Origin of the sequence: Mesorhizobium sp. M0195, assembly GCF_040322115.1 — a bacterium.
Lineage (GTDB): Bacteria > Pseudomonadota > Alphaproteobacteria > Rhizobiales > Rhizobiaceae > Mesorhizobium.
Genome location: NZ_JAMYSV010000040.1, coordinates 1 through 22,489 on the forward strand (window position 1 = coordinate 1; position 22,489 = coordinate 22,489).

Sequence of the window (22,489 nt, forward strand, 5' to 3'; positions counted from 1 at the left end):
GCTGCCGTGCGTCGTTGAGCACGGAGTCGATATCTGCATTTCGTTTAAACGAGTCCGCAGTGGCTGACATTTGTTGAAAACTCCTCTTTAGGATTGTTGTTTGTGAGACCCCTAGGTGGGCCACATCTCGAGCACCGCGCCTTTGCGGATCTCCTATGCGCTTGTTAGCTGACCGCTAACGTTCGTAACGTTGTGCGACACCTCGTGCGGAGCGCACACATACGAACATCTTCGTTCAAGGTTGCTGCGGGCCGAACATTTCCAAATGGTTCATCTGCTTGGCGATGGGCGGCCGCAATCCACTCCATCGCTTAAGTCTCCAATAGGTCGGCTGATTCAAAGTCCTCGTTGATAGATCGGTCTAACTGAAATCAATCGGAGACATCGGCCGACGCAGTTTGGTGTAGGGAAACTGCGGGTAATTCGTTGAGCATACCCCGCCGCTGTCGACATAGATGAGCCCGCTCGAGACCGGCTCGAAATCGGCGCGGAAATGGTTCATTGCTTTGCAGGCAAGAACATGTTCATGTTCTGGGTCTATTCCAGCGGCACGAAACTGCTCGCGGTCGTCGACCGCATAGCTGTGAGAGCAAACGACGACACGAATGCCATTGATGGCTATTGTCATCGTCGGTCCGAGCGAGCCGGACGTACCAGTCGCCATCGGACCCTTGCGCACATAGTTCCCATCCGACAGATGAACGACCCTACCGGTGACCTCCAGCGGGCCGCCGCCGAAGTCCGGGTCGCACTTGCCGCCTAGTTTGACACTGATCGCGGCACCGACACCGGCAACCTTCCCAGCTTGGACTGCGGCCGAATCGTTGACAAAGCCGAGCACTGCATCATTGATGCCGCCATCCAACATCGCCTTCAGCAAATTGGTTCCATCACCTCCGGCGCCACCGGCAGGGCAGTCGGTAAAGTCGCCGACCAGCAGCGGGCCATGTTCTCCAATTTTTGCACCACCGCCCTTTAGCTGGTGAGCCTTAATTGTGGCGATTGCGGAATCGAGCGGCATCAGATCGATGGTGCTGATGTGTCGCCGTTTCCAGCATTCGTCCATAAGCTGTTCGGCTAGCTCGATGTAACGCGCCTGATAGCCATCTCCGGTAACGGCAACCGAAGTGCCGGCCTGCGCAATATCGGCCCATGGATATCCAGCCTGCACGCTGACGGTTAGGACGCCCGCTATGGTATTTTCGGCCTGATTAGCAATCCGCAGAATTTCGGGCATCGGCGCGTCTAAACCAATGGTGCGTCCCTCATCGAGGTCAATCATAGCGCGACGCGCGACGACAACGCGCGGATGCACTTCTCCCGTCATTGCCCGTTGGAGCAATCGGGCCGACCGCATGCCCGTCTCATACAAGTCAACATGAGGAGTGGTGCGATAAGTCGACAGAATGTTGCAATGGCGCGCCATTTCATCGGTCACGTTGGCATGCATGTCCAGTGTGATCGCGATGGGGATGTCCCACCCGACCAGTTTGCGCACTCGGATTAGCAACTCACCTTCTGCGTCGTCGTAGCCCTCGGCGATCATCGCGCCGTGCAGAATGAGCAGGATGCCGTCGATAGGCGTGGCGTCCTTAAGCCCCGCCAGGATCACCTCACTGAGATGATCGAAAGCAGCGCTGGTTACTAACCCTGCAGGCACAGCACCCGCGGCGAGCGGATGTATCAGTTCCCAGCCGTATTCATCGGCAGCGTCGAAGGCGGCGCCCCATTCTGTGCGCGTGCCACGGAAACGTTTGGGTATGGCGGGTCCGAGCACATAATCGCGTCGCGTAAACGCGTCGATGTCGGTGCGGCTCCTGCAGAAACTGTGGCTTTCGTGCTTCATAGACGCAACGAAGACGCGCATTGTAGGTCACTCCCAGTAACGAAACGAGCTCGACAGGTTAGTCCGTCAAGCCGCTTCAACGATCGATTAACTTACTCCGTCGATGCCCTTCCCACTCAGCGGGCACCTCGACGACCTTTTCACATCACGAGCCGCAGTCGTGGCATTCCGCCAGGTCATGCAGTCGTTGCCTTTGCTTGGTGGAGCGTTCAGATCGAACTTAACTGCTGCCGAAAGTGCCGAAAAGACAGATTATCGAATTAATCTATTCGAGTTCTGAATAAGGAAATTTGGGACATCTAGCGCGACCATAAGACCCAGAGTGACCTGCTGTAACAAAGTGGTGGAATTTGATCGATCTACGCGGGGTTCAAAAATCTCTGTGTGGCGCGTCGTGACGTGGTCATGGTCGCCCCGGTTGCAGCGGATTGGACCGTGACATCAACTTATCGCAAATGTGAATAGATTAATTCGATAATCTCTCTTTTCCCCCCTATGCCCAGTGTTAGGGTCGTCCCTGGAGGAGCAATGCTCGCCGCGATTATCTGGCCGAGCCACAGCGATCCCGAGAAGCTGATGGAGGTTTCTTGCGAGAATGCGCCACTAACTTAAGAAAGAGAGGAACTACAAATGAAAATGCCCAAACTGCTCATGATTCTTGGCGTGGTCGGAACGTTCGCGCTGGGGGCGCAATCCGCAAGTGCGAAGGATACGCTCAAGGTGGGAATGGATCCCCTTTGGGAGCCATTCTCCTTTCAAACTCCTGGCGGTGAACTAGCCGGTTTCGACTTCGAAATTTCCAATGCGCTCTGCAAAGCTATGGATGTGACCTGTGACATCCAAGCGGTTGCGGGCGATGGTCAAATCGCTGCGTTACAGTCGGGGCAAATCGACGTTATCATCAACACCACTGCCATGACTAAGGAGCGACTTGAGAAGTTCACGATGGTTGGTCCTTACATCAGACCGACGTTTCGTTTGATGGTCAGCGCGAACTCTTCGATTGACGGGAGCGAAGCAAGTCTAAAAGGAAAGACACTGGGAATCGAGAAGAGCGCGTCAGCCATCGTCAAGTACAGCGGCGATACGTTTGCAAAGTTCATGACCGTCCAACCGTATGACCAGATCAGTGGCGCTATCCTTGACCTGAACGCGGGGCGCGTGGATGCTGTGTTCAGCGATGAAAACCAACTCGTCTACGGCTATGCCAAGAAGCAACCCGATGTCTACAAGATGGTTGGGCGAAGCATCAATGATCCCAAGTATTGGGGGCAGGGACAGGGTTTCATGCTTCGGAAAGATGAAGGTGATTGGGCTGCGCGGCTGAAGGCCGCTCTCGACACCATCGTCAAGAATGGGGAATACGACAAGATTTCCCAAAAATGGTTCGGCCGCAACATTCTGAATAACTGATCGTCCGCGGCGGCACAGGAGGGAAACTATGAGCAAAATACCCAATTCACCGACCCTAGTTTCCCCCCTTGAGGGCTATGCACAACAGGTCAGCGTAGCTCCCGGCGAGGTCCAGGATTTCAAGATAAGCGGCGCGGAAAAAGCGATAGCCAATGTCGAACTGCTTCGCTTGGTACATGGCGACCCGCGAGCCGAAGGACCCGGCTACAAGGTTGAGCATTGCGACTGGTTCAAGTCGTATGGCATTGTCCTTACGGAACAGCATCTTCCACTGGGATCGTTGATTGAGGTCGATGGTTCAATTGACCTCGCCGAAGGATTTACGCTCGCCGTATGGTTTTTCCCCACTCTCCTTAATCGGGGCTGGCAGACACTTGCGGCAATAGGTGAGCCGGGGAATTTTTCGTTCGGTCTCTATCTTGCGGGAGATTCGATGCTGACTGCAGCGCTCTCTGGTTCCGGAAATCGCGCCGAGTGGTGCACGGCTCACGAATTTGTTTCTGCAGAAGAGTGGCATTTCGCCGCCGTTTCCTACGATCCAAAGACAAACAAGCTGGCGGTTCATCAGGCGTTGAGCCGTTCTATCGAGAACGCTCCTAGCAATTTTGGCGGCTTGATAACGACTGAAGTTGACGTGCCGTTTTCAACGATACACACCTCCAATGACCCGCTTACGTTTGCAGGCAGCAAGTCCGGCAACAGGCATTGGGGACACTTCAACGGGAAATTAAGCGATCCTGTTCTCTACCGAGGCGCATTAACGACCGAGCAGGTTAAGCAACTCGCGGACGGCTTTAATCCAGGCCGTATTCCAAACCTTATCAGCCATTGGAAATTCGATCAGCAAGTTGGTACGACGCTTGCCGTCGATGGGGTTTCCAATCGCCACGGACGCGTCATCAACGCACCTGCTCGCGCCGTCACGGGCCCTAAATGGAGCGGTCCGTGGAGTGGTGGACTGGCAGGTGTTCCCCACGAATACAATGCCATACACTTCCACGAAGATGATCTCGACGATGCGAATTGGAAAACCACGCTAAGTGTCGAGTTGCCTGACACGAAGCCCGGAATATATGCAGCGCGGGTTTGGAACGACGTTGACGAGTTGTTTTTGCCGTTTGTGGTGCGGCCCAAACGACCGCGGGTTGACGTCTGCGTGCTTGTCCCGACGCTCACTTGGCAGGCCTATTCGAGCAACCGGGATCCGGCGCGATTCACCGATGACGGCGCGCTCGATCGCGCTTTGTGTCTTTATGACGCTCACTCAGATGGCTCTCGTGTGTTTTATTCATCGCATCGGAAGCCCCATCGTACCGGCAATCCCAAGAAGGCGATCCAAAACTGGGGTGCGCACACCATGGTGGCGGATTTGTACCTCACTGACTGGCTTGAGCATATCAACATCTCCTACGACCTGTATTCCGACCACGACCTCGCTGCATCCAACGGCGATCTGCTGCCGGCCTATAAAGTTCTGATCATTGCCGGCCACCCTGAATACTGGACGTGTAGTATGCGCGATCAGCTGGATCAATATTTCGCGCAAGGCGGACGATGTCTGTACTTCGGTGGCAACGGCCTGTATTGGGTCACATCGATCGACAAAATGAGACCGCATCTGATGGAGGTCCGAAAAAGTAGCGCCGGACTCTATCCACCATTCAAGGCCGAAAAGGGGAATGAGCACCATTCCACGACCGGAGAATTCGGTGGCACTTGGCTGGAACGAGGCAGATCTACTGCCGGAGTCACAGGCCTCGAATATGCTGCAAATCTCTTTGCGGCAGTTAAGGACCCTAAAGGATTTGTGCGGACGCCGGAGAGCTACTCGACCAAGTTTGCGCCCTTCTTTGACGGCATCGCCGACGAATCCATTGGTAACTTTGGTCTAAACTTAGGTACGGCGGCTGCCTTTGAAATGGACGCGGTAAGGTTGCAGCGCCCTGGCTTGACGATCTTAGCGGAAGCATCTGAGCCGGGCAGTTTCTCGTACTCACCCTTACGTCCGCTCAGTCACATTAGCTACATGGAGCATCCAAAAGGCGGAGGGGTGTTCGCTGCGGGGGCGGTGACTTGGGCGGGAAGCCTTTCACATAACAACTACCAAAACAGCGTGTCGCAACTGACCGAGAATGCGCTCAAGCATTTCTTGTCCGTTCCCAAAGGCGAGGTCGTTATCCCGAACAGCTCATAATTCAGAATAATCAAATTCAGCCTGAACGCTTCAGTGAGGGAGTCCTCAATCAGAGGGCTCCCACACGCGCGTTGGAATTCCTAAGGCTCGTGTACGGCAACATAGAGGCCATACATCCTATCTGCCATTGTGCATGCATAATTACGGCGCCTCATCGACGTTTGAGTGGCTAAGGGAACCTGGCTCTAGGCCAGCTGTCATTCATAAAGTTCCTCGATCAATGCATCACGCTTTTGCGTTTCAACTAAGGTGACAAAATCGCCATTCTCTTCCAGAAAACATAGAGGATACATGATGGCGACTGTTAGCGCTCGACCGCACAGTGAAGGTAGGCAATATTTTGATCCTATCGGATTTCTTCAGAAAATCGTTGCAATGGATAGCTGCGATCCTCCGGGAAGAGAGTTCGAAATCGCCAAACTAGTGCACGCAGAATTGCTCGCACTTGGGATTGAAGCCGATTTAGATCAATTTCTGCCAGGCCGAGCAAATGTTCTCGGACGAATCCGCGGGACGGGGGAGAAGACTGCCTTGGTTTTCTCGTCGCATATGGATACAGTCCCCGTTGGGACCGTTCCGTGGCAGAGGTGGCCGTTCTCCGGCGAGGTCGAAAATGGCCGTCTTTACGGACGGGGCGCGACCGATATGAAAAGCGCACTCGCCGCCATGATCGCGGCGGCCGGCAAACTGGCCAAGGAATCCCGGCAAAAGCTGAAGGGGGACGTGATTCTTGCGTTCACCGCAGGCGAAAGTGCGAACTTGCTTGGGGCGCGACGGTTCGCGGAACAGGGCTTAAAGGAGGAGATAGGCGCATTTCTGTGCGGCGAGCCCAGCGATCTCGACGTGGTGATTGTGGAAAAGGCAGCGCTATGGCTGCGAGCAACCGCCACAGGTAGGTTAGGACATGTCTCGGGGGCCGCTGGCGTGAACGCGATCGACCTAATCCACCAATTTTTAGCTCGTCTTTATGCATTGGATCTAAAGGGCCCGCAGCATCCACTCCTCGATGAGCAAACTCTTCGAGTGGGTCGCATTCAGGGCGGCTCAGCAGTGAATCTCACCCCAGACCACTGCACAGTCGATTTTGATATTCGGCTTCATCCTGGTGTGGATCATAAAGAAATCGTCGAAAAAGTTTCGCAGCTTGCGTCCGCTGACGTGTCAATCAGTATTTTGGACTTCAAGCCCGCCGTTGAAAGCCAGCCAGACGATACATTCGTCAAGCTTTGCGTTGATGTCTGTGGCCGTCATCGAGGTCTCCCGCCGGAAATCAGAGGGGTGTCCTATTATAGCGACGGCACTGTTCTTTTGGACGGATTGTCTGTGCCGTTTGCGATCATCGGTCCCGGTGCATTGGGTCTAAGCGGGCAGCCCGATGAGTCTGTTTCTATCGAGAATGTGCTTAAAGCAGTCGACATTTATGAAGACGTCGCGCTCGCCTGGTTATCTTAAGGTTGAACATGCCTAACTTACCACGTATCGGCATCACGCCGGATATCAACGATCTTGCCGCCCCCGAAACCGAATATGTCGTGAGGCAAAATTATGCCGACGCTATCTCGAAGGCTGGCGGTCTCCCTTTCCTCCTCCCTTATCGTGAACACGTGGATGACTATCTAGATGCCATAGACGGGTTGCTCGTTACCGGCGGCATGTTCGACATCGACCCGGCGCTGTATGGCCAAGCTGCGCGCAAGGATTATGTGATGAAGCCCGCTCGAACAGATTTCGAACGGGCTTTGATTGAAGGAGCGTTATCGCGCGCAATGCCCGTTGTCGGTATTTGCAACGGGATGCAGCTCCTGGCTGTGTGCCTTGGCGGGGAGTTGGTCCAAAACATTCCTACAGAAATCGACGGTGCCCTTGAACATAAGCCCGATCAATCGGCCTCAATTGCTCACCACCGTATCGAGATCAGCGGTACCTCACGCCACCTGCAAATGCCGCGGGGTGAGGTTCATGCGGTAAACAGCGTTCATCACCAGTCTGTTCTTCCCTCGGATGCCTACCAGGTCCTCGCGGTCTCTCCGGATGGGGTGGTGGAGGCACTTGAGAAGAAAGACGGCGGCTTTGCTGTCGGGGTGCAGTGGCATCCAGAATATGGCGTAGCCGATATCGACGCACTCATCTTCGACGCCTTGCTGGCAAAGGCTCGAGAATACTCCCGGAAGAAGAAGTGACCAATGCTCCAGACCCCTGAACAGCGTATCAGGTCGCTCAACCTTGCTCTGCCGAAAATCTCCAAGCCGGCCGGCAACCTACTCGGATTCAAGGTGGATCGCGGCTTGGCTTACATCTCGGGCCAACTGCCCCTGGAGGACGGGGTAGTGAAATACACGGGTCGGGTCGGCGATGCCGTTTCGCAAAAAACGGCCTAGGAAGCGGCAAAATTGGCGGCGCTCAATGTCATCAGCCAGTTGTCCGTGGCGACGGAAGGAAAGCTGTCCAGGGTGCTGGAGCTTGTCAAGGTGTCCGACTTCGTCGCCTGCACACCCGAATTTACCAACATTCCCGCTGTCGTGAATGGCGCCTCGGACCTGTTTGTCGAGGTCTTTGGCGAGCGTGACGCCCACGCCAGATTTGCAATCGGCGTTGCTGCTTTGCCGCGTGGCGTCCCAGTCGAAGTCGAAGTCATCGCTCGTCTTCAGGAATAGGGTTTTCGATGAGCCGCATCGCAGTTCTTGGCGCAGGCGTCGTCGGCATGACGTCCGCCTACGCACTGGCAAAAAAAGGACATGAGGTCTGCGTCGTTGACGCCGCTCCAGGGCCGGCAGAAGCGGGCGCAAGCTTTGGCAACGGCGCTCAACTCAGCTACTTTTACACCGATGCGATGGCCTCTCCTTCGCTCGCGGCGAACATTCCGAAATACATCCTCAGACTTGACCCGGCTTTCAGGGTTCGCCTAACGCTCTCGCCGGCATTTATGGCATGGGGCCTGAGGTTCCTTGGGAACGCAACTCAGAAAGCCTTCGAACGCAACACGACCGACATTTTGGAGCTTGCGCTGCAAAGCCGATCTGGAATCGCTGAACTCTCAGAGAAGCTGGAATTCGATTACAGCAAAACCGGCAAGATCACACTCTTCTCCAGTAGGGAGAGCCTCCTCAAAGCGGAGGGACTTAGCAAGCTAAGGAATCAATATGGCGCCGGGCAGGTCGTATTGACGCGAGAGCAGGCGCTCAAGAAAGAGCCAGCGCTAGCGCACTACGGCCATTTTTTCGAGGGAGCGATATGGTCGCCCCACGACGAAGCCGGCGATTCCAGTCTGTTTTGCAGGAATCTTCGGGTCCTGCTTGAGCGAGATTATGGGGTGCGCTTTCTGTTTAACACGAAGGTCCGCCGTATTCAGACTCGTGCGAACGAGCTCGTCGGGGTCACAGCAGAAACGGAGGAAATTCAATGCAGCCGGGCGGTGATCTCTCTAGGGGCGTGGACTGCGCCTATCGCGAAGACCGCTGGAATTTCGTTGCCGATCTGGCCCGTTCAAGGATATTCGCTTACTGTTCCGGCTCTGACCTTAGCCCCTGTTGCGAGCATTACCGACACGGCCCGAAAGACGGTCTTTTGCAGAATAGGCGACCGACTGCGAATTGCCGGACTTGCAGACATCGGGCCCGTAAATGGTAAGTTCAGAGAGGACAGGTTCCGCACCCTTCTCACCACCGCCAAGGGCATCTTCCCGAAGTCAGGAGATTACGACGGGGAGGTCCACGCGTGGACCGGACTGCGACCAGTCACGCCGAACAGCAAGCCGATTGTCGGCGCAACGAAAGTCAAAGGCCTCTATCTAAACTGTGGCCACGGATCGCTCGGCTGGACACTGTCGATGGCGACCGCCGAAAAGCTTGGCGAGCTGGTCGGGACATTCTCGGCTTATTGATCTTTGAGTTGGACGGTTGTCATTTACGCAGAAGCGGCACCTGATTTTGAAGCGTATTCTCAATCACCCGGGCCAATTGTTTTGCCGCCAGCGATGGTTCTTGTTCGCTGAAGCTGATTTTGAGACCCGTGTGGGGGAGGCGTGGGAGGCGGTGGTCGTTCACGATTTGCATGCCGCTACGCAATTCCCCCTCCGGAACCACGGAAACCGCAAGACCAGCTCGGACGACTTCCAGCACGCCTTCGAGACTGCTGCAGGTGACCACTCGTCGTGATTGAAGGTTCGCCCGCCTCAGCGTATCGAGAGCGACCTTGTGGTAGTTGCATGTGCCGCCGACGACCGCCAACGGAATGACTCCGTTGGCTGGAACCTGCCAATTGTCTGCAGATATCCAGACCAGCTTGCTGGTCTGTAAGAGCCCAGCGCGTTCCACCTCTGGGTCGACCCGCAGCAATGCGAGTTCGATATTGCGCGCCTTTAGCTCGCGCAAAAGGTCTGCAGACATTCCTGCTCTTATCTCGATATTTACGGTGGGGCGACGTTCAACAAACTCTGCGAGCGCTCGCGTGAGCGGAGCAAAAAGGTAGGAATCGTCAACTACGCCCACGACGACAGTTCCACTACTTAACTCAGGCCTGAATGCGTTTTCCATCTCGTCGACCAGTGCAACCACCTGGCTCGCGCGCTCCATGAGTTCGTCACCATCATGGGTAAGATGACAGCGTCGCGTTGTGCGAATTAACAGTTGCTTTCCTAAGTGTTCTTCAAGCCGAGCGATCTGCTGGCTAACCGTCGACTGGGTCATATTCAGGCGCTGCGCGGCTCCGGAGAAACTACCCAGTGCCGCGACAGCTGTAAATGTTCGCAAAAGTCCGATGTCCATCTGCCGCTCACTTATTCACGAACTGCATATATCGATAACAGAAAACGCGTTATCTTCAAGTGCGGCCTCTGAGAGCTTTAAGCCAATTCAGTTATTGGGTTGGAGCAATTATGGGCGCCGATTTTAGCGTATCGCTGGCTGGACGTACGGTATTGATCACCGGATCCACAACCGGGATGGGGCAAGAAATAGCGAGGACGTTCGCGCGATCTGGCGCACAAGTTGCCATTCATGGCCTAGACCGGGACTCCATTTCTGGCTTTGTAAACGAACTCAGCGAGATTAGCGGCCACAAGAGCTTCCATTTCGATCACGATTTGTCAGACGGTCGACAGGGCGGCGCGTCGGTTGAGGCCGCGATCGCGCAACTTGGCGACATCGATATCCTCATAAACAACGCCGGCGTTCAGTTTGTGAGCGGCGTGGAGAGCTTTCCGAGCGAGCAATGGGACCGACTACTGGCTGTTAATCTTGGCGCAGCATTCCACGCTATCAGGGCCGTGTTCCCGGGAATGAAACGGAAAGGATGGGGTCGGATCGTCAACACCGCTTCGACGCTGGCTCTCGCCGGCGAAGTCGGCAAGACGGCATATGTCGCCGCAAAGCACGGCATTCTCGGGCTTACTCGAACAGTGGCACTGGAAGGCACTGAAGTTGGGATCACGTGCAATGCGATCTGCCCCGGGTGGGTGTATACACCGCTCGCAGCTGCGCAAGTTGAAGCGAAAGCCGCGGCCCTCGGTTTGTCTATCGATCAAACGGCCAAAGAGCATTTTCTCAATCAAATGCCGACCAAGCGTTTCGTTGATCCGACTGAAGTCGCGTCGGCTATGCTGTTTCTATGCAGTGAACCCGCGCGATCAATCACCGGTATAGCGTTGCCAGTCGATGGCGGCATCAGCGCTTAGCAAACCCATTGAAAACTGCTGTCCTGGGGATCGTGGCGATCCGCCAGGCGCAATACCACGAACATCGGGATCTTACGTGGTTATGGAAACATTGAAAGCCGTAGCACATCCGTGGCTCTGTGACGCAATGGGACACATGAACGTCCGTTTTTACACGGCGTTCTTCGATGATGCGTCATCCTTCTTTGTTGGTGGTCTGGGAGGCGGAGTAGATCAACTTGCGGGCGCTCATCTTGGATGGGCGGATGTACGTCACGTGGTCGAATTCCGCGAAGAGGTTAGATCTGGCGGCTTGTTGAGAGTTTGCACTCGGATCATCAAGGTCGGCCGGACGTCGCTGACTTTCCAACATGAATTGACGGGACCCAGCGGCAATCTTCACGCAACAATCGAGATCGTGAGCGTTATGTTCGACCTCGAAAAGCGCGAAGCCGTGCCATTGCCCGATACCATCCGCACGGCTGCTGAACGTCTAATATCGCAGCAGGTCGAACCGTAGGGCCGCGGGCCCGATTCCCCGCCTGGTAAAAGAGCGGTCCGATTATCAGCGCTCCCCAGCCCGAAAGGGCCCTCTCGCTGCCGTTCATCATTGAACGGCAGCTTTTTTTGCGACGCAATATCTTATCCCAGGTCGGAAATTGACTTATTGAATTTAAGAATAGGTTGATAAGAAGCGATAATTTGTCTGGGGTCTCGCACAGCGTCATAGTCTTTCTAAGACAGCATCGCGGTTTTGGAAATCCGGTGCGATGGTGAGCGAGTCTGAGTGCAGTTCTGTCAACTCGCCTTTAGAGGCACGAAGAAACAACGTCGCCTGCAACAGATAAGGATCTAAATGGGCACATTCATCACCTGCGCGGTAACTGGCGGTGCAGACACTGTTTCTCGCCACCCCCGGATACCGGTCACTCCCAAGGAAATTGCGGACGCTGCGATCTCAGCCGCAAAGGCGGGTGCTGCAATCGTTCACCTCCACGCGCGTGATCTCCAAACGGGTCAGCAAAGCAGGGACCCGGAGCTTTTCGCGGAGATCATATCTCTCATCCGCGATAGCGACACGGATGTGATCATCAACGTTAGCTGCGGCATGGCTGGCGACCTCGTCCTTACAGAAACGCCGGAAACAAAGCTTGCGGGACCCGGGACAGATCTGCTCGGCCCAATCGAGCGCCTTCGGCATCTGGATCGTCTGTGCCGTGAGCCGAAATTGAAGCCTGAAATATGCACCTTGGATTGCGGTTCTATGAATTTCGGCGATGGTGACCTTATTTACACGGCGCCGGCTACGTACCTTCGGCCGATGGCCAAGCATATTCGGTCGCTCGGCATAAAGCCCGAGCTTGAGGTATTCGAACTCGGCCACCTGGCCTTCGTCAAAAAAATGTTCGCTGAGGGTCGCCTTGAAGGGGCTCCGCTGATCCAATTTTGCCTCGGAATCCCTGGTGGGGCGCCGGCGGAACCATTCGTTCTCGACGCTTTCAAGCAATTGGCTCCAGCGGAAGCGACGTGGAGTGCGTTTGCAATTGGGCGTGATGAGCTGCGTTTCGTTCCGCTCGCTGTAGGTCAGGGAGGCAACGTTCGCGTCGGCCTAGAGGATAATCTCTATCTTGATAAGGGAGTCTTTGCCGATAATGACACGTTGGTTGAGCGGGCTGTTGGCCTTATCCGTGGTATGGGCGGATACGTGTTGTCCGCATCAGAAACTCGGCAGAAGCTAGGCGTGGAGAGGCCGCGAGCTTAGGAAGCTACCCGTTTCGAAAAAGGTCACCGCCGCGGCGCAGATAGCCAGCTATGTTCGCCGCGCCGGCTATTCTCTATTCATTCGCATTATGAATGAAACAATTCGATAATCTAACTTCTCGGTCTGTGCGCGGATGATAAACTCATCTGTCAAATTGGCCGCAAGACCAAATAATCTAAATGTGCACAGGGCTGGGCCTTTGTCATTTAGAAAAAGGGGAACGAAATGCAGATCGACTCGAACTTCAAGCTCTCCGGTTCTAATACGGATTTCGTCCTGCGTGCTGACAAGATCGAAAAACGCTTTGCGGACATCGACGTTCTTCGCGGAATTTCCCTGGAAGCGAAGCGTGGGGATGTTATTAGCTTGATCGGTGCGTCTGGATCAGGAAAATCCACCTTTCTTCGCTGTTTGAACTTTCTTGAGATTCCTACGAGCGGGACTGTTACCATTCGTGGTGAGATCCATCAAGCTTCCGATGCCCTAAGTCGTTCTCGCGCGAGCAAACAAAAATTGTGCGTGCTGCGTCGCGAAGTGGGGATGGTCTTCCAATCCTTCAACCTCTGGCCACACATGACAGCTACTGAAAATGTCATGGAAGGCCCAGTTCGGGTTCTGAAAGAATCTCCGAAGGCTGCGCGATCACGTGCGCTCGATCTTCTCGCCCGCGTCGGTCTCGCAGATCGAGCAGATTATCGGCCGTCTCAACTATCAGGCGGACAGCAGCAGCGGGTAGCAATCGCGCGTGCCCTTGCGATGAACCCAGACGTCCTGCTTTTCGACGAGCCGACGTCGGCCTTGGACCCCGAACTGGTTGGTGAGGTTCTTGCGGTCATGGCCGACCTGGCGAAAGAGGGCAGAACAATGTTGATCGTAACGCACGAGATCGCGTTCGCGAGAGACGTTTCTAGCAAGATGCTTTTCCTTCGGAAAGGCCTGGTCGAGGAAGAAGGTCCTCCGCGCAGTCTGATCGAATCTCCCAAGTCCGAAGAACTTCATCGCTTCCTTGCCCGAATGCGCCACTAGGAATCAGAGGGATCGAAGGCATAGCGCGGAGGTCGATATGGATGTGGAATTCTTAGAGAAGCGCTTTACAAGCGTGGTTTGTGTCGGCGCTGGTAATATTGGCGCTGGATGGGCTGCGCATTTCATGCGCGCCGGGTTGGACGTAATAGTCTATGACCCCTTGCCTGAGCGACAAGATTGGCTCGACCGCTTTCTTGAGAAAGCAATGCCTGCGCTGGAGCAGCTTGGACTCTCACCAAATGCGAAATTGGATCGTGTGAGGTTCACCGCAAACCTGGAGGGGGCGCTCAGCGGCGCCGAATTTGTCCAGGAAAGCTCGCCTGAAGTCTTGAGCCAAAAAAAAGATCTGTTCCAGGCCATAACGGACCTTGCGCCTCCTGATGCGATCGTCGCTTCCAGTTCCGCAGGCTTTCTCGCGAAAGACCTGAGAGTGAAGGCTAAGTGGGCCTCGAACGGATTATCATCAGCCACCCGTTCAATCCCCCCTATCTTATTCCATTGGTCGAGATTGCGGGTGGGGATGAAGCGCCGATCGCTGCTGCGGTTGCTTCCGATTTTTACAGATCAACGGGATGCGAAGTCGTCGAGCTTAAGCGTGAAATCGATGGATACATTGGGAACCGTATACAGGCGGCCGTTCTGAAGGAGATATTCTATATTTATTCGCGGGGGGTGGCCGATCTTGCGACGATCGACCGTGCGATTTCGGCCGGGCCAGCTCTAAGATGGGCTGTGATGGGCCCCTCTAGCGTGTTTTACTTAGCAACGCAAAATCCGCGTATGTACGAAGAGTTCGTGCAGAGCTTGGTGGATGAAATTAAAGCCGGTTTTGTGGCGGAAGCAAAGTTCGATCCAGATGAACAGTTGATTGTAGCCTATGCACAGGAAGTTCAGCAAAAAATCGGATCAAACGGACAGGCTCCACTCCTAGAGCTAAGAAGTAGCGGCGTCATTGCGCTTCGCAACGCCCTAAAACCTATGGCGAGCAAGGCAGGGATCGGCGCCGAGCAGATCGGCCAAGTTTCTTTAAAATAGAATGAAGGCAGCTCCTCGTGAACACTACGTCAGACTATCTACCTTATCTGCTGCAAGGGATCGTGTCATCGGTCGCTTTAGGAGGCTCTTCGTTTGTAGCGGCGGCCGTGATCGGCCTACTGCTGGCGCTTATCCGTGATCACTCATCGCCTCTGGTCAAGTTCCTCATATCGATCTACATCAGCGTGTTCCGTGCTCTGCCGGAACTGCTCACGATCTTTCTCGCGTACTATGGCTCTATCGGGTTCGCTCGTTCGGTCGGCATCCCAGATCCAAGTCCGTTTGCGGCAGCGTTGACTGCCCTGGGAATCCAAATTGGATCATATGCCTGTCAGATCTTCTCCGACGCGTACCGGGCCGTTCCACGAGGGTTGCTTGAAGCCGCACAGGCGGTGGGAATGCCGGGGTATCTCATAAATGTTCGGATAGCGGTTCCGCTGATGCTTCGGTTGGCCGCTCCCAGTCTGGGAAGTTTGCTGCTGGTCGTAATCAAGTTAACGGCGATCGCTTCTGCCATTGGCGTCACTGAACTTACACGCCGTGCGCAGATCGTTGCGGGTGCGACGCACGATCCATTGCCTGCGTTCGCTTATGCAGCAGCTGTCTACCTGGTCGTTGCTGCCATCTTGACTATCTTTCAGCGCCGACTTGAGAGTGCGAAGCAACTGTGATGTTTGACCTACTTTTACATTCGGAACTGTGGCTACAGATCGCTCGGGGGATCCCTATTACGATCGCGCTCACAACTCTCGCTATGGTTGTCGGGCTAATATTGGGTGCCGGAGTGGCGGTACTCGTGAATAGCGACAATTACACTCTGAATTGGACTGGCGAAGCGTTCACATTCTCATTTCGGGCAATTCCGCTTCTGACACTGCTCTATTTTCTGTACTACGGCCTGCCGAACATTGGCTTCATCCGACAAGGGCCGCTGTGGGCCGTATTCTTCCGCTATTCGTTTGCTATTGCCGTCCTTGGATTTAGCCTGAACAACGCGGCGTATCTGGCAGAAGTTCTCCGCGGTGGAATCAAGTCAGTAACACGGGGCCAAGTCGAGGCGTGCATGGCTGTGGGAATGACCGATGGAATGGCCCTTCGTCGTGTGGTGCTTCCGATTGCTTTCCGCAATTCCGTCATGACGATTGGGAACGAGTTGGTTGCTACCCTCAAAGCCACGTCGCTCGCAAGTGCAATCGCCGTCTCCGACGTCTTGAGTAACGCGAATTCCTACGGGAGGATTTACTCGGACAATATATCGCCCTTGATCGCGGCCGGTGTGTTTTACCTGATCATGGTTGGTCTCATCGATGTATCGCTTGCTGCGATCAGAAAAAGAGCGGCGATGTAAGTCGCGCAGCCAACCGACCTGCATAACGATCGAGCCGTGGCGGCAGGTTACCCCGCGCCGTTCTACGGACGGAAAAACTACGCTTTGAATGAAGTCGATGACGTGCTTGGTGACAGACGAAATTGGAGTGATGACGTGCAAAAAATATTCAACAGCCCTACTACCGCACTCGAAGGGCTCTTATTCGACGGCATGTTCATTGCCGCGGGTGGTTTCGGCCTATGTGGTATTCCGGAACTGTTGATCGATGCCATCCGCGAGGCCGGCACCAAAGACCTAACGATCGCGTCGAACAATTGCGGTGTCGACGACTTCGGCCTCGGCGTGCTGCTGAAGTCGAAGCAGATCAGGAAGATGATCTCCTCTTACGTTGGCGAGAACGCCGAGTTCATGCGCCAGTACCTGAGCGGCGAGCTGGAACTGGAGTTCAGTCCGCAGGGAACGCTTGCCGAGCGTATGCGCGCCGGCGGCGCTGGGATTGCGGGGTTCTATACCAAGACCGGTGTCGGCACCGTGGTTGCCGAGGGCAAGGAGACGAAGACCTTTAACGGCGAGACCTATGTTCTGGAGACCGGCATCGTCGCGGATCTATCGATCGTCAAGGCCTGGAAGGCCGACACATCCGGCAATCTCGTCTTCCGCAAGACGGCCCGCAACTTCAATCCACTGGCCGCCACCTGCGGCAAGATCTGCGTTGCCGAAGTCGAGGAGATCGTGCCCGTCGGCAGCCTCGATCCCGACCATATCCATGTGCCGGGAATCTATGTGCATCGTTTGATCCAGGGTCAGCACGAGAAACGCATCGAACAGCGCACCACGCGCGCGGCGGCTTGAGGGGGAGAAGAGGCATGGCCTGGGACAGAAACCAGATGGCGGCGCGGGCCGCGCGTGAACTCGAAGACGGCACCTACGTCAATCTCGGCATTGGCATTCCGACGCTGGTCGCCAATTATATTCCCGAAGGTGTGCATGTGACGCTGCAGTCGGAGAACGGCCTGCTTGGCATCGGTCCCTTTCCGACCGAAGATCAGATCGATGCCGATCTCATCAATGCCGGCAAGCAGACGGTAACCGCGCTGCCGCATTCGGCCTTCTTCGACTCGGCGCAGAGCTTTGCGATGATCCGCGGTGGCAAGATCGCGATGGCGATCCTTGGCGCCATGGAAGTCGCCGAGAACGGGGATCTCGCCAACTGGATGATCCCCGGCAAGCTCGTCAAGGGCATGGGCGGTGCGATGGATCTGGTTGCCGGCGTCAAGCGAGTGGTGGTTGTCATGGACCACACCAACAAGGCCGGCGAATCCAAGGTGCTGAAGGCATGCACCCTGCCGCTGACCGGACAGAGCGTTGTCGATCGGATCATCACCAATCTTGGTGTGCTCGACGTCGTCGATGGCGGACTGAAGCTGGTCGAGCTTGCCGACGGTGTCACCGACGGCGAGATCCGCAGCGCCACGGAGGCGACCATCGTCAACTAGGCCTGAGAGCTTATTGCCGAGACGCTGGGGCCGGCCTCTGTCGGCTTCACAAGGACATAGAGGAGATCACCATGAACACCCCATCGATCGTCATCGCCAGCGCCGCCCGCACCGCGGTCGGTTCCTTCAACGGCGCGTTCGGCAACACGCCGGCGCACGAGCTCGGCGGCGCCGTCATCAAGGGTATGCTCGAGCGCGCAGGCGTCGAAGCGGGTGAGGTCGACGAGGTGATCCTCGGCCAGGTCCTGCAGGCCGGCGAAGGCCAGAATCCGGCGCGCCAGGCGGCTATGAAGGCGGGCGTACCACAGGAAAAGACCGCTTGGGGCATGAACCAGCTCTGCGGTTCCGGTCTTCGCGCCGTCGCACTCGGCATGCAGCAGATTGCAACCGGTGATGCGGATATCATCGTCGCCGGCGGCATGGAGTCGATGTCGATGGCGCCGCATTGCTCGCACCTTCGCGGCGGCGTGAAGATGGGCGACTTCAAGATGATCGATACCATGATCAAGGACGGCCTGACCGACGCCTTCTACGGCTACCACATGGGGATCACCGCCGAGAACGTCGCCCGCCAGTGGCAGCTCAGCCGTGAGGAGCAGGACATCTTCGCGCTCGCCTCGCAGAACAAGGCCGAGGCGGCACAGAAGGCAGGGCGCTTCGCCGACGAGATCGTTCCCTTCATCGTCAAGACCCGCAAGGGCGACGTCATCGTCGACAAGGACGAATATATCCGCCATGGCGCAACGCTCGACCAGATGACGAAGCTGCGTCCGGCCTTCGACAAGGAAGGCACCGTCACCGCCGGCAATGCCTCGGGCCTCAATGACGGCGCCGCCGCCACCCTGCTGATGACCGAAGCACAGGCCTCCAGGCGCGGCATGCAGCCGCTCGCCCGTATCGTGTCCTGGGCAACCGCCGGCGTCGATCCGCAGGTCATGGGTACCGGCCCGATTCCGGCGTCGCGCAAGGCGTTGGCGAAAGCCGGCTGGGCGATCGGCGACGTCGACCTGGTCGAAGCCAACGAGGCCTTCGCCGCCCAGGCTTGCGCGGTCAACAAGGACCTCGGCTGGGATCCTGGCATCGTCAACGTCAATGGCGGCGCGATCGCCATCGGCCATCCGATCGGCGCTTCCGGCGCCCGCGTGCTCAACACGCTGCTCTTCGAAATGAAGCGTCGCGGAGTTTCCAAGGGGCTTGCGACGCTCTGCATCGGTGGCGGCATGGGTGTTGCCATGTGCGTGGAAGCGATGTGAAGGGAGGGCAGCGCTCTGACCTCCGCCGAATACCGTCTCTGCGACGTATCGCTCGACCGGTCATTCGGTGGCCGGGACGCGAGAATTGAGCGAGAGCAAGCGCTCGCGGTCATCGACCTCTTGGAATCCAATACATTCATTCCGGTCGGTCACGACGGCGGGCCTTATCGCCTCAGGATCGAAGCGGTTGACGGGCGTCTGGCATTGCATGTCGCTGATGATCAGGACGAGCATGTTGTCAGTCACTACCTGTCGCTCACGCCCTTCCGCCGATTGCTTAAAGACTACACCCGTATCTGCGAGAGTTACTACGACGCGATCCGCCACCCTGGACCTGAACGGCTTGAGGCAATCGATATGGGCCGGCGTGGCGTGCATAACGAGGCTGCCGAACTGCTGAGAGCGCGGTTATCTACAAAAGTGAATATCGACAACGACACCGCGCGCCGGCTGTTCACGCTGATCTACGCCCTGCTGGTGCGCAATGCAGACCAACGAATTCTAATCGAGCTGACATGAGCCCCAAGCGTCCGCTATCTAACCGGTCTCTCAAGTGACTGACTGCCACGTTGGGAGCCACGTCCCATATGCAGATTTTTCGCTCGCAGCGGTGAAACGCTCCTGTAAATTGTGCCTATTGAAGGAAGTGCATAGCTTGCAGCAGGCGTGATGAAGTCGAGGCATGCACTCGGAGGCTCAACGTTAGGACAGTAGAACGATTCGAAGCCGGAAAACTGCGGGAGGCACTCTGCGTGCTCGGAGTTCAGCGCTAACCATGAGGAGAACTAGTATGTCTGAATCAGGCAATGAGCCTTGGCGCTGGCTTGAAGAACAATGGCGTTATCGCGTCAACCGCGTGCGTGCAGGGAAGAAGTTGACCCCACCTTGGCCTAACGGAAAACGTTGCGCGGTTGCCCTTTCCTTCGATGTTGACCACGACACGCTCGAACTGTGCGAGGGCGGGAAATCAATTAGCCGTATGTCGAGCGGGCAGTATAGTCACAGGCGAGGAATGCCACGCGTAATGTCTGTGCTGCGAAACCATGGCGTCAAAGCTAGTTTTTTCGTTCCTGCAGTCTCAGCGATTCTTTATCCGGACGAGCAGCGTTCGGTCATAGACGAGGGGCACGAGATCGGCATGCATGGTTGGATTCATGAACTCAATTCCCATTTGCCGCCGGAGGACGAACGCGAATTGATGATGCGAAGCGCAGACACGCTTGAGAAGCTTACGGGCATCAGGCCTGTTGGTGTGCGAACACCGTCGTGGGATTTTTCAGAAAACACCCTCTCAATTATCCGCGAGATGGGCCTCCTTTACGACTCATCGCTTATGGCGGACGACAGCTGCTATGAGCTTTTGGAGAATGGTGAGCGAACGGGTGTGATCGAGATTCCGGTCGAATGGATCCGCGATGACGCGCCATATTTTGAGATGAGCCTCACCGCCGCGGTTCGGCCGCAGTTGAGCCCTGAAGATGTGCTGGCGATTTATCTGCGCGAATTCGAGCTGGCATACAGTGAGGGTGAAATGTTTCAGCTCACCATGCACCCTCATCGCATCGGCTATCGTTCTAGGATTTGGATTCTTGAGGAAGTCATTCGGGTGGCAGAAGCCAAAGGTGATGTTTGGTTTGCCACACATCGTGAAGTGGCTCAGCATGCGTCGACCGCCCTTTAGTTGCCTGGACCTCTTGCAGCCTTAGGAGTTCCGAAGAGGGTTGCGTTTCAGGCAATGGGCTCAAACATCAAACGCCTGCCCGTCCAGTGCAGATTGTGATCGAAACTGAATCCAGCTTAGTTGCTGACATCACCGGAACTAAAATAGCCGCTTGCCGAGCATCTCTTCCGCCTCCGGCGCAGAGGCTGTCCTGTTTCCGTGGCCAGGATCAAGTGTGAAGCGAGTCACGCCGTTTGCGACGCGCGCGTACCTCAACTGGCGTGGGAATTCACTGCACACTCAGTGGCAGTATGAATAGATTAATTCGATAATCTCGCTTTTCACGACTTTGTAGAGGACTATTGTTCCACCGAGGCAAAAACAACATTTGCAAGTGGTCGAGTTAGCGGCTCTGCACAAGAGCGAAGCCGGTGCAACAAAAGGCTCCGTCGTGGAACAACGCATTCTTAGTGAGGAGATACCTTTGACCGGCACGTGATGATCGATGGATCTCCTATGAGAGGGGCGGGCAAACTGCAAGATGTGGCGCGGACCGTTCGGTTCCTGGCATCAGATAAGGCTCCATTCATTACGGGCCAAGTCCTCGCGGTTCCTCGCGGTTGACTGAGGATGGGTCATGGGTGGATTTCCACGTGAGAGTGCTATCGATGATCTGACCTTCCAACGACGGCAACACAGGAGCGGTGAACGCGCATAGCTTCCATTCGATTTTACCAAGTCAACGAAGAAGGAAACCATGGGGATCTCGCGATGATGCGGCATTAACACAACATCACAAAAGAGAGGAACTGCAAATGAAAATACAAAAACTGTTAATGATCCTTGCCGTTATCGGGAGTTTTGCGCTAAATGCCCAAGCTGCAAGCGCAAAGGATACGCTGAAAGTAGGAATGGATCCCCTTTTTGAACCATTCTCGTTTCAGACTCCCGACGGCAAACTCAACGGCTTCGACTTCGAAATTTCCAACGCGCTTTGCAAAGCTGTGGATGTAGTATGTGACATTCAAGCGATCGCGGGCAATGGCGAGAGCGCAGCGCTACAGGCAGGACAAATCGACGTTCTGATCAACACCTTTGCCATGACGAAGGAGCGGCTTGAGAAGTTCACGATGGTGGGCCCCTACATCAGGCCAACGTTTCGTTTGATGGTCAACCCGAACTCTTCGATAGACGGAAGCGAGGCCAGTTTGAGGGGCAAGACTTTGGGAATCGAGAAGAGCGCGGCGGCCATTGTCAAATACAGCGGCGATAAGTTCGCGTGGTTCATGACCGTCCAACCCTATGAGCAGATCAATGATGCTATCCTTGACCTGGATACAGGGCGCGTCGACGCTGTATTCGGTGATGAAAATCAGCTATTCTACGGTTACGTCAAGAAGCGGCCAGGTGCCTATAAGATGGTTGGGCCGAGCATCAATGATCCCGAATACTTCGGGGTTGGGCAAGGTTTCATGCTTCGTAAAGGTGATAACTGGGCTCCGAGGCTGAAGACCGCTCTCGACACCATCGTTGAGAATGGGGAATACGACAAGATTTCCCAGAAATGGTTCGGCCGAAACATTCTCAATAACTAGTTGTTAGCGGCGGTGCAGGACAGGCGGGAAGCTACGAGCAGTCTCGCTGCTCGTAGCCTGCTCGAGGTTTCTGTATTGGCCTAATCGGCCCGAAGAGCGATTTCGCCAGCTTGCGGGACAATCCGAGAACATCATGGCTTGTTCGTAAGCGATGTTCCGACGGCACCTTTCGGGGATCGGCGTGAAGGACGATGTTCGGAGCCTTTGAGGGCTTCGACATATGACGATT

Annotated in this window: 23 protein-coding genes and 1 pseudogene; 22 read left to right on the forward strand and 2 right to left on the reverse strand. The window is 55.6% G+C overall.

The genetic code is table 11. The annotated features are described in order from the left end of the window. Positions 1-361 precede the first annotated feature (361 nt). Complete coding sequence (locus NKJ12_RS30745) at positions 362-1,867, reverse strand: M81 family metallopeptidase (protein ID WP_352707336.1); 1,506 nt, start codon at positions 1,865-1,867, stop codon at positions 362-364. Between the two features lie 609 nt (positions 1,868-2,476). Here NKJ12_RS30745 and NKJ12_RS30750 point away from each other — a divergent pair. The 7 genes from NKJ12_RS30750 to NKJ12_RS30780 all read left to right on the forward strand — a co-directional run bounded on the left by NKJ12_RS30750 (position 2,477) and on the right by NKJ12_RS30780 (position 9,333). Next, positions 2,477-3,259, forward strand: coding sequence for a substrate-binding periplasmic protein (locus NKJ12_RS30750; RefSeq protein WP_352707338.1), 783 nt, complete (start codon positions 2,477-2,479; stop codon positions 3,257-3,259). Positions 3,260-3,287: 28 nt separating this feature from the next. Then, positions 3,288-5,453 (forward strand): N,N-dimethylformamidase beta subunit family domain-containing protein, encoded by a 2,166-nt coding sequence (locus NKJ12_RS30755; RefSeq protein WP_352707341.1) that lies wholly within the window; start codon positions 3,288-3,290, stop codon positions 5,451-5,453. 294 nt (positions 5,454-5,747) lie between these two features. Continuing rightward, positions 5,748-6,905 (forward strand): M20 family metallopeptidase, encoded by a 1,158-nt coding sequence (locus NKJ12_RS30760; RefSeq protein ID WP_352707343.1) that lies wholly within the window; start codon positions 5,748-5,750, stop codon positions 6,903-6,905. A gap of 8 nt (positions 6,906-6,913) precedes the next feature. Further along, entirely contained in the window at positions 6,914-7,633 is a 720-nt protein-coding gene (locus NKJ12_RS30765; RefSeq protein ID WP_352707379.1) for a gamma-glutamyl-gamma-aminobutyrate hydrolase family protein, read from the forward strand. A 3-nt stretch (positions 7,634-7,636) separates the two neighbouring features. Beyond that, the gene (locus tag NKJ12_RS30770; protein ID WP_352707345.1) at positions 7,637-7,831 is read left to right on the forward strand and encodes a RidA family protein; all 195 of its coding nucleotides are present in this window, start codon (positions 7,637-7,639) and stop codon (positions 7,829-7,831) included. A gap of 12 nt (positions 7,832-7,843) precedes the next feature. After that, positions 7,844-8,107, forward strand: coding sequence for a RidA family protein (locus tag NKJ12_RS30775; RefSeq protein ID WP_352707348.1), 264 nt, complete (start codon positions 7,844-7,846; stop codon positions 8,105-8,107). Between the two features lie 8 nt (positions 8,108-8,115). After that, positions 8,116-9,333: an FAD-dependent oxidoreductase gene (locus NKJ12_RS30780; RefSeq protein ID WP_352707350.1), complete on the forward strand. Its 1,218-nt coding sequence runs from the start codon at positions 8,116-8,118 to the stop codon at positions 9,331-9,333. 19 nt (positions 9,334-9,352) lie between these two features. Here NKJ12_RS30780 and NKJ12_RS30785 read toward each other — a convergent pair whose 3' ends face one another. After that, on the reverse strand, positions 9,353-10,216 hold the full coding sequence (locus tag NKJ12_RS30785) for a LysR family transcriptional regulator (RefSeq protein WP_352707352.1): 864 nt from the start codon (positions 10,214-10,216) through the stop codon (positions 9,353-9,355). 110 nt (positions 10,217-10,326) lie between these two features. Here NKJ12_RS30785 and NKJ12_RS30790 point away from each other — a divergent pair, with 110 nt between their 5' ends. The 15 genes and pseudogenes from NKJ12_RS30790 (at position 10,327) to NKJ12_RS30865 (ending at position 22,260) form a co-directional block, all read left to right on the forward strand. Beyond that, entirely contained in the window at positions 10,327-11,124 is a 798-nt protein-coding gene (locus NKJ12_RS30790; RefSeq protein ID WP_352707354.1) for a 3-hydroxybutyrate dehydrogenase, read from the forward strand. 82 nt (positions 11,125-11,206) lie between these two features. Then, on the forward strand, positions 11,207-11,623 hold the full coding sequence (locus tag NKJ12_RS30795) for an acyl-CoA thioesterase (protein ID WP_352707357.1): 417 nt from the start codon (positions 11,207-11,209) through the stop codon (positions 11,621-11,623). A gap of 336 nt (positions 11,624-11,959) precedes the next feature. Beyond that, entirely contained in the window at positions 11,960-12,865 is a 906-nt protein-coding gene (locus NKJ12_RS30800) for a beta-keto acid cleavage family enzyme (protein WP_352707359.1), read from the forward strand. A gap of 225 nt (positions 12,866-13,090) precedes the next feature. Continuing rightward, positions 13,091-13,891 carry an amino acid ABC transporter ATP-binding protein gene (locus NKJ12_RS30805; protein ID WP_352707361.1) on the forward strand — a complete coding sequence of 267 codons (801 nt, stop codon included), beginning with the start codon at positions 13,091-13,093 and terminating at the stop codon, positions 13,889-13,891. A 37-nt stretch (positions 13,892-13,928) separates the two neighbouring features. Continuing rightward, positions 13,929-14,312: pseudogene (locus NKJ12_RS30810) on the forward strand (3-hydroxyacyl-CoA dehydrogenase NAD-binding domain-containing protein); the annotation flags it as partial. Positions 14,313-14,332: 20 nt separating this feature from the next. Further along, positions 14,333-14,926 carry a 3-hydroxyacyl-CoA dehydrogenase family protein gene (locus NKJ12_RS32400; RefSeq protein WP_502905760.1) on the forward strand — a complete coding sequence of 198 codons (594 nt, stop codon included), beginning with the start codon at positions 14,333-14,335 and terminating at the stop codon, positions 14,924-14,926. A 17-nt stretch (positions 14,927-14,943) separates the two neighbouring features. Beyond that, positions 14,944-15,597 (forward strand): amino acid ABC transporter permease, encoded by a 654-nt coding sequence (locus tag NKJ12_RS30825; RefSeq protein WP_352707363.1) that lies wholly within the window; start codon positions 14,944-14,946, stop codon positions 15,595-15,597. Beyond that, positions 15,597-16,274 carry an ABC transporter permease subunit gene (locus NKJ12_RS30830; protein ID WP_352707366.1) on the forward strand — a complete coding sequence of 226 codons (678 nt, stop codon included), beginning with the start codon at positions 15,597-15,599 and terminating at the stop codon, positions 16,272-16,274. The genes NKJ12_RS30825 and NKJ12_RS30830 overlap by 1 nt, the downstream gene beginning before the upstream one ends. 135 nt (positions 16,275-16,409) lie before the next feature. After that, positions 16,410-17,108, forward strand: coding sequence for a CoA transferase subunit A (locus NKJ12_RS30835; protein ID WP_352707368.1), 699 nt, complete (start codon positions 16,410-16,412; stop codon positions 17,106-17,108). A gap of 14 nt (positions 17,109-17,122) precedes the next feature. Beyond that, positions 17,123-17,752, forward strand: coding sequence for a 3-oxoacid CoA-transferase subunit B (locus NKJ12_RS30840; RefSeq protein ID WP_352707370.1), 630 nt, complete (start codon positions 17,123-17,125; stop codon positions 17,750-17,752). 71 nt (positions 17,753-17,823) lie between these two features. Next, positions 17,824-19,005 carry an acetyl-CoA C-acetyltransferase gene (locus tag NKJ12_RS30845; RefSeq protein ID WP_352707372.1) on the forward strand — a complete coding sequence of 394 codons (1,182 nt, stop codon included), beginning with the start codon at positions 17,824-17,826 and terminating at the stop codon, positions 19,003-19,005. Positions 19,006-19,020: 15 nt separating this feature from the next. Further along, positions 19,021-19,524, forward strand: coding sequence for a UPF0262 family protein (locus NKJ12_RS30850; protein WP_352707381.1), 504 nt, complete (start codon positions 19,021-19,023; stop codon positions 19,522-19,524). Between the two features lie 271 nt (positions 19,525-19,795). Then, a complete protein-coding gene (locus NKJ12_RS30855; protein WP_352707375.1) occupies positions 19,796-20,686 on the forward strand; it encodes a polysaccharide deacetylase family protein in 891 nt (296 codons plus the stop codon). A gap of 477 nt (positions 20,687-21,163) precedes the next feature. Then, positions 21,164-21,289, forward strand: a complete 126-nt coding sequence (locus NKJ12_RS30860; protein WP_352707384.1) for an SDR family oxidoreductase — start codon at positions 21,164-21,166, stop codon at positions 21,287-21,289. A gap of 191 nt (positions 21,290-21,480) precedes the next feature. After that, on the forward strand, positions 21,481-22,260 hold the full coding sequence (locus NKJ12_RS30865) for a transporter substrate-binding domain-containing protein (protein ID WP_352707377.1): 780 nt from the start codon (positions 21,481-21,483) through the stop codon (positions 22,258-22,260). The last annotated feature ends 229 nt before the right edge of the window (positions 22,261-22,489 follow it).

Excerpts from the sequence above, each read along its gene's own strand:
- NKJ12_RS30745 (WP_352707336.1), bottom strand. The coding sequence starts at position 1,867 with ATGCGCGTCTTCGTTGCGTCTATGAAGCACGAAAGCCACAGTTTCTGC.
- NKJ12_RS30750 (WP_352707338.1), top strand. The coding sequence starts at position 2,477 with ATGAAAATGCCCAAACTGCTCATGATTCTTGGCGTGGTCGGAACGTTC.
- NKJ12_RS30755 (WP_352707341.1), top strand. The coding sequence starts at position 3,288 with ATGAGCAAAATACCCAATTCACCGACCCTAGTTTCCCCCCTTGAGGGC.
- NKJ12_RS30760 (WP_352707343.1), top strand. The coding sequence starts at position 5,748 with ATGGCGACTGTTAGCGCTCGACCGCACAGTGAAGGTAGGCAATATTTT.
- NKJ12_RS30765 (WP_352707379.1), top strand. The coding sequence starts at position 6,914 with ATGCCTAACTTACCACGTATCGGCATCACGCCGGATATCAACGATCTT.
- NKJ12_RS30770 (WP_352707345.1), top strand. The coding sequence starts at position 7,637 with ATGCTCCAGACCCCTGAACAGCGTATCAGGTCGCTCAACCTTGCTCTG.
- NKJ12_RS30780 (WP_352707350.1), top strand. The coding sequence starts at position 8,116 with ATGAGCCGCATCGCAGTTCTTGGCGCAGGCGTCGTCGGCATGACGTCC.
- NKJ12_RS30785 (WP_352707352.1), bottom strand. The coding sequence starts at position 10,216 with ATGGACATCGGACTTTTGCGAACATTTACAGCTGTCGCGGCACTGGGT.
- NKJ12_RS30790 (WP_352707354.1), top strand. The coding sequence starts at position 10,327 with ATGGGCGCCGATTTTAGCGTATCGCTGGCTGGACGTACGGTATTGATC.
- NKJ12_RS30795 (WP_352707357.1), top strand. The coding sequence starts at position 11,207 with ATGGAAACATTGAAAGCCGTAGCACATCCGTGGCTCTGTGACGCAATG.
- NKJ12_RS30800 (WP_352707359.1), top strand. The coding sequence starts at position 11,960 with ATGGGCACATTCATCACCTGCGCGGTAACTGGCGGTGCAGACACTGTT.
- NKJ12_RS30805 (WP_352707361.1), top strand. The coding sequence starts at position 13,091 with ATGCAGATCGACTCGAACTTCAAGCTCTCCGGTTCTAATACGGATTTC.
- NKJ12_RS30830 (WP_352707366.1), top strand. The coding sequence starts at position 15,597 with ATGTTTGACCTACTTTTACATTCGGAACTGTGGCTACAGATCGCTCGG.
- NKJ12_RS30840 (WP_352707370.1), top strand. The coding sequence starts at position 17,123 with ATGGCCTGGGACAGAAACCAGATGGCGGCGCGGGCCGCGCGTGAACTC.
- NKJ12_RS30845 (WP_352707372.1), top strand. The coding sequence starts at position 17,824 with ATGAACACCCCATCGATCGTCATCGCCAGCGCCGCCCGCACCGCGGTC.
- NKJ12_RS30855 (WP_352707375.1), top strand. The coding sequence starts at position 19,796 with ATGTCTGAATCAGGCAATGAGCCTTGGCGCTGGCTTGAAGAACAATGG.
- NKJ12_RS30860 (WP_352707384.1), top strand. The coding sequence starts at position 21,164 with ATGATCGATGGATCTCCTATGAGAGGGGCGGGCAAACTGCAAGATGTG.
- NKJ12_RS30865 (WP_352707377.1), top strand. The coding sequence starts at position 21,481 with ATGAAAATACAAAAACTGTTAATGATCCTTGCCGTTATCGGGAGTTTT.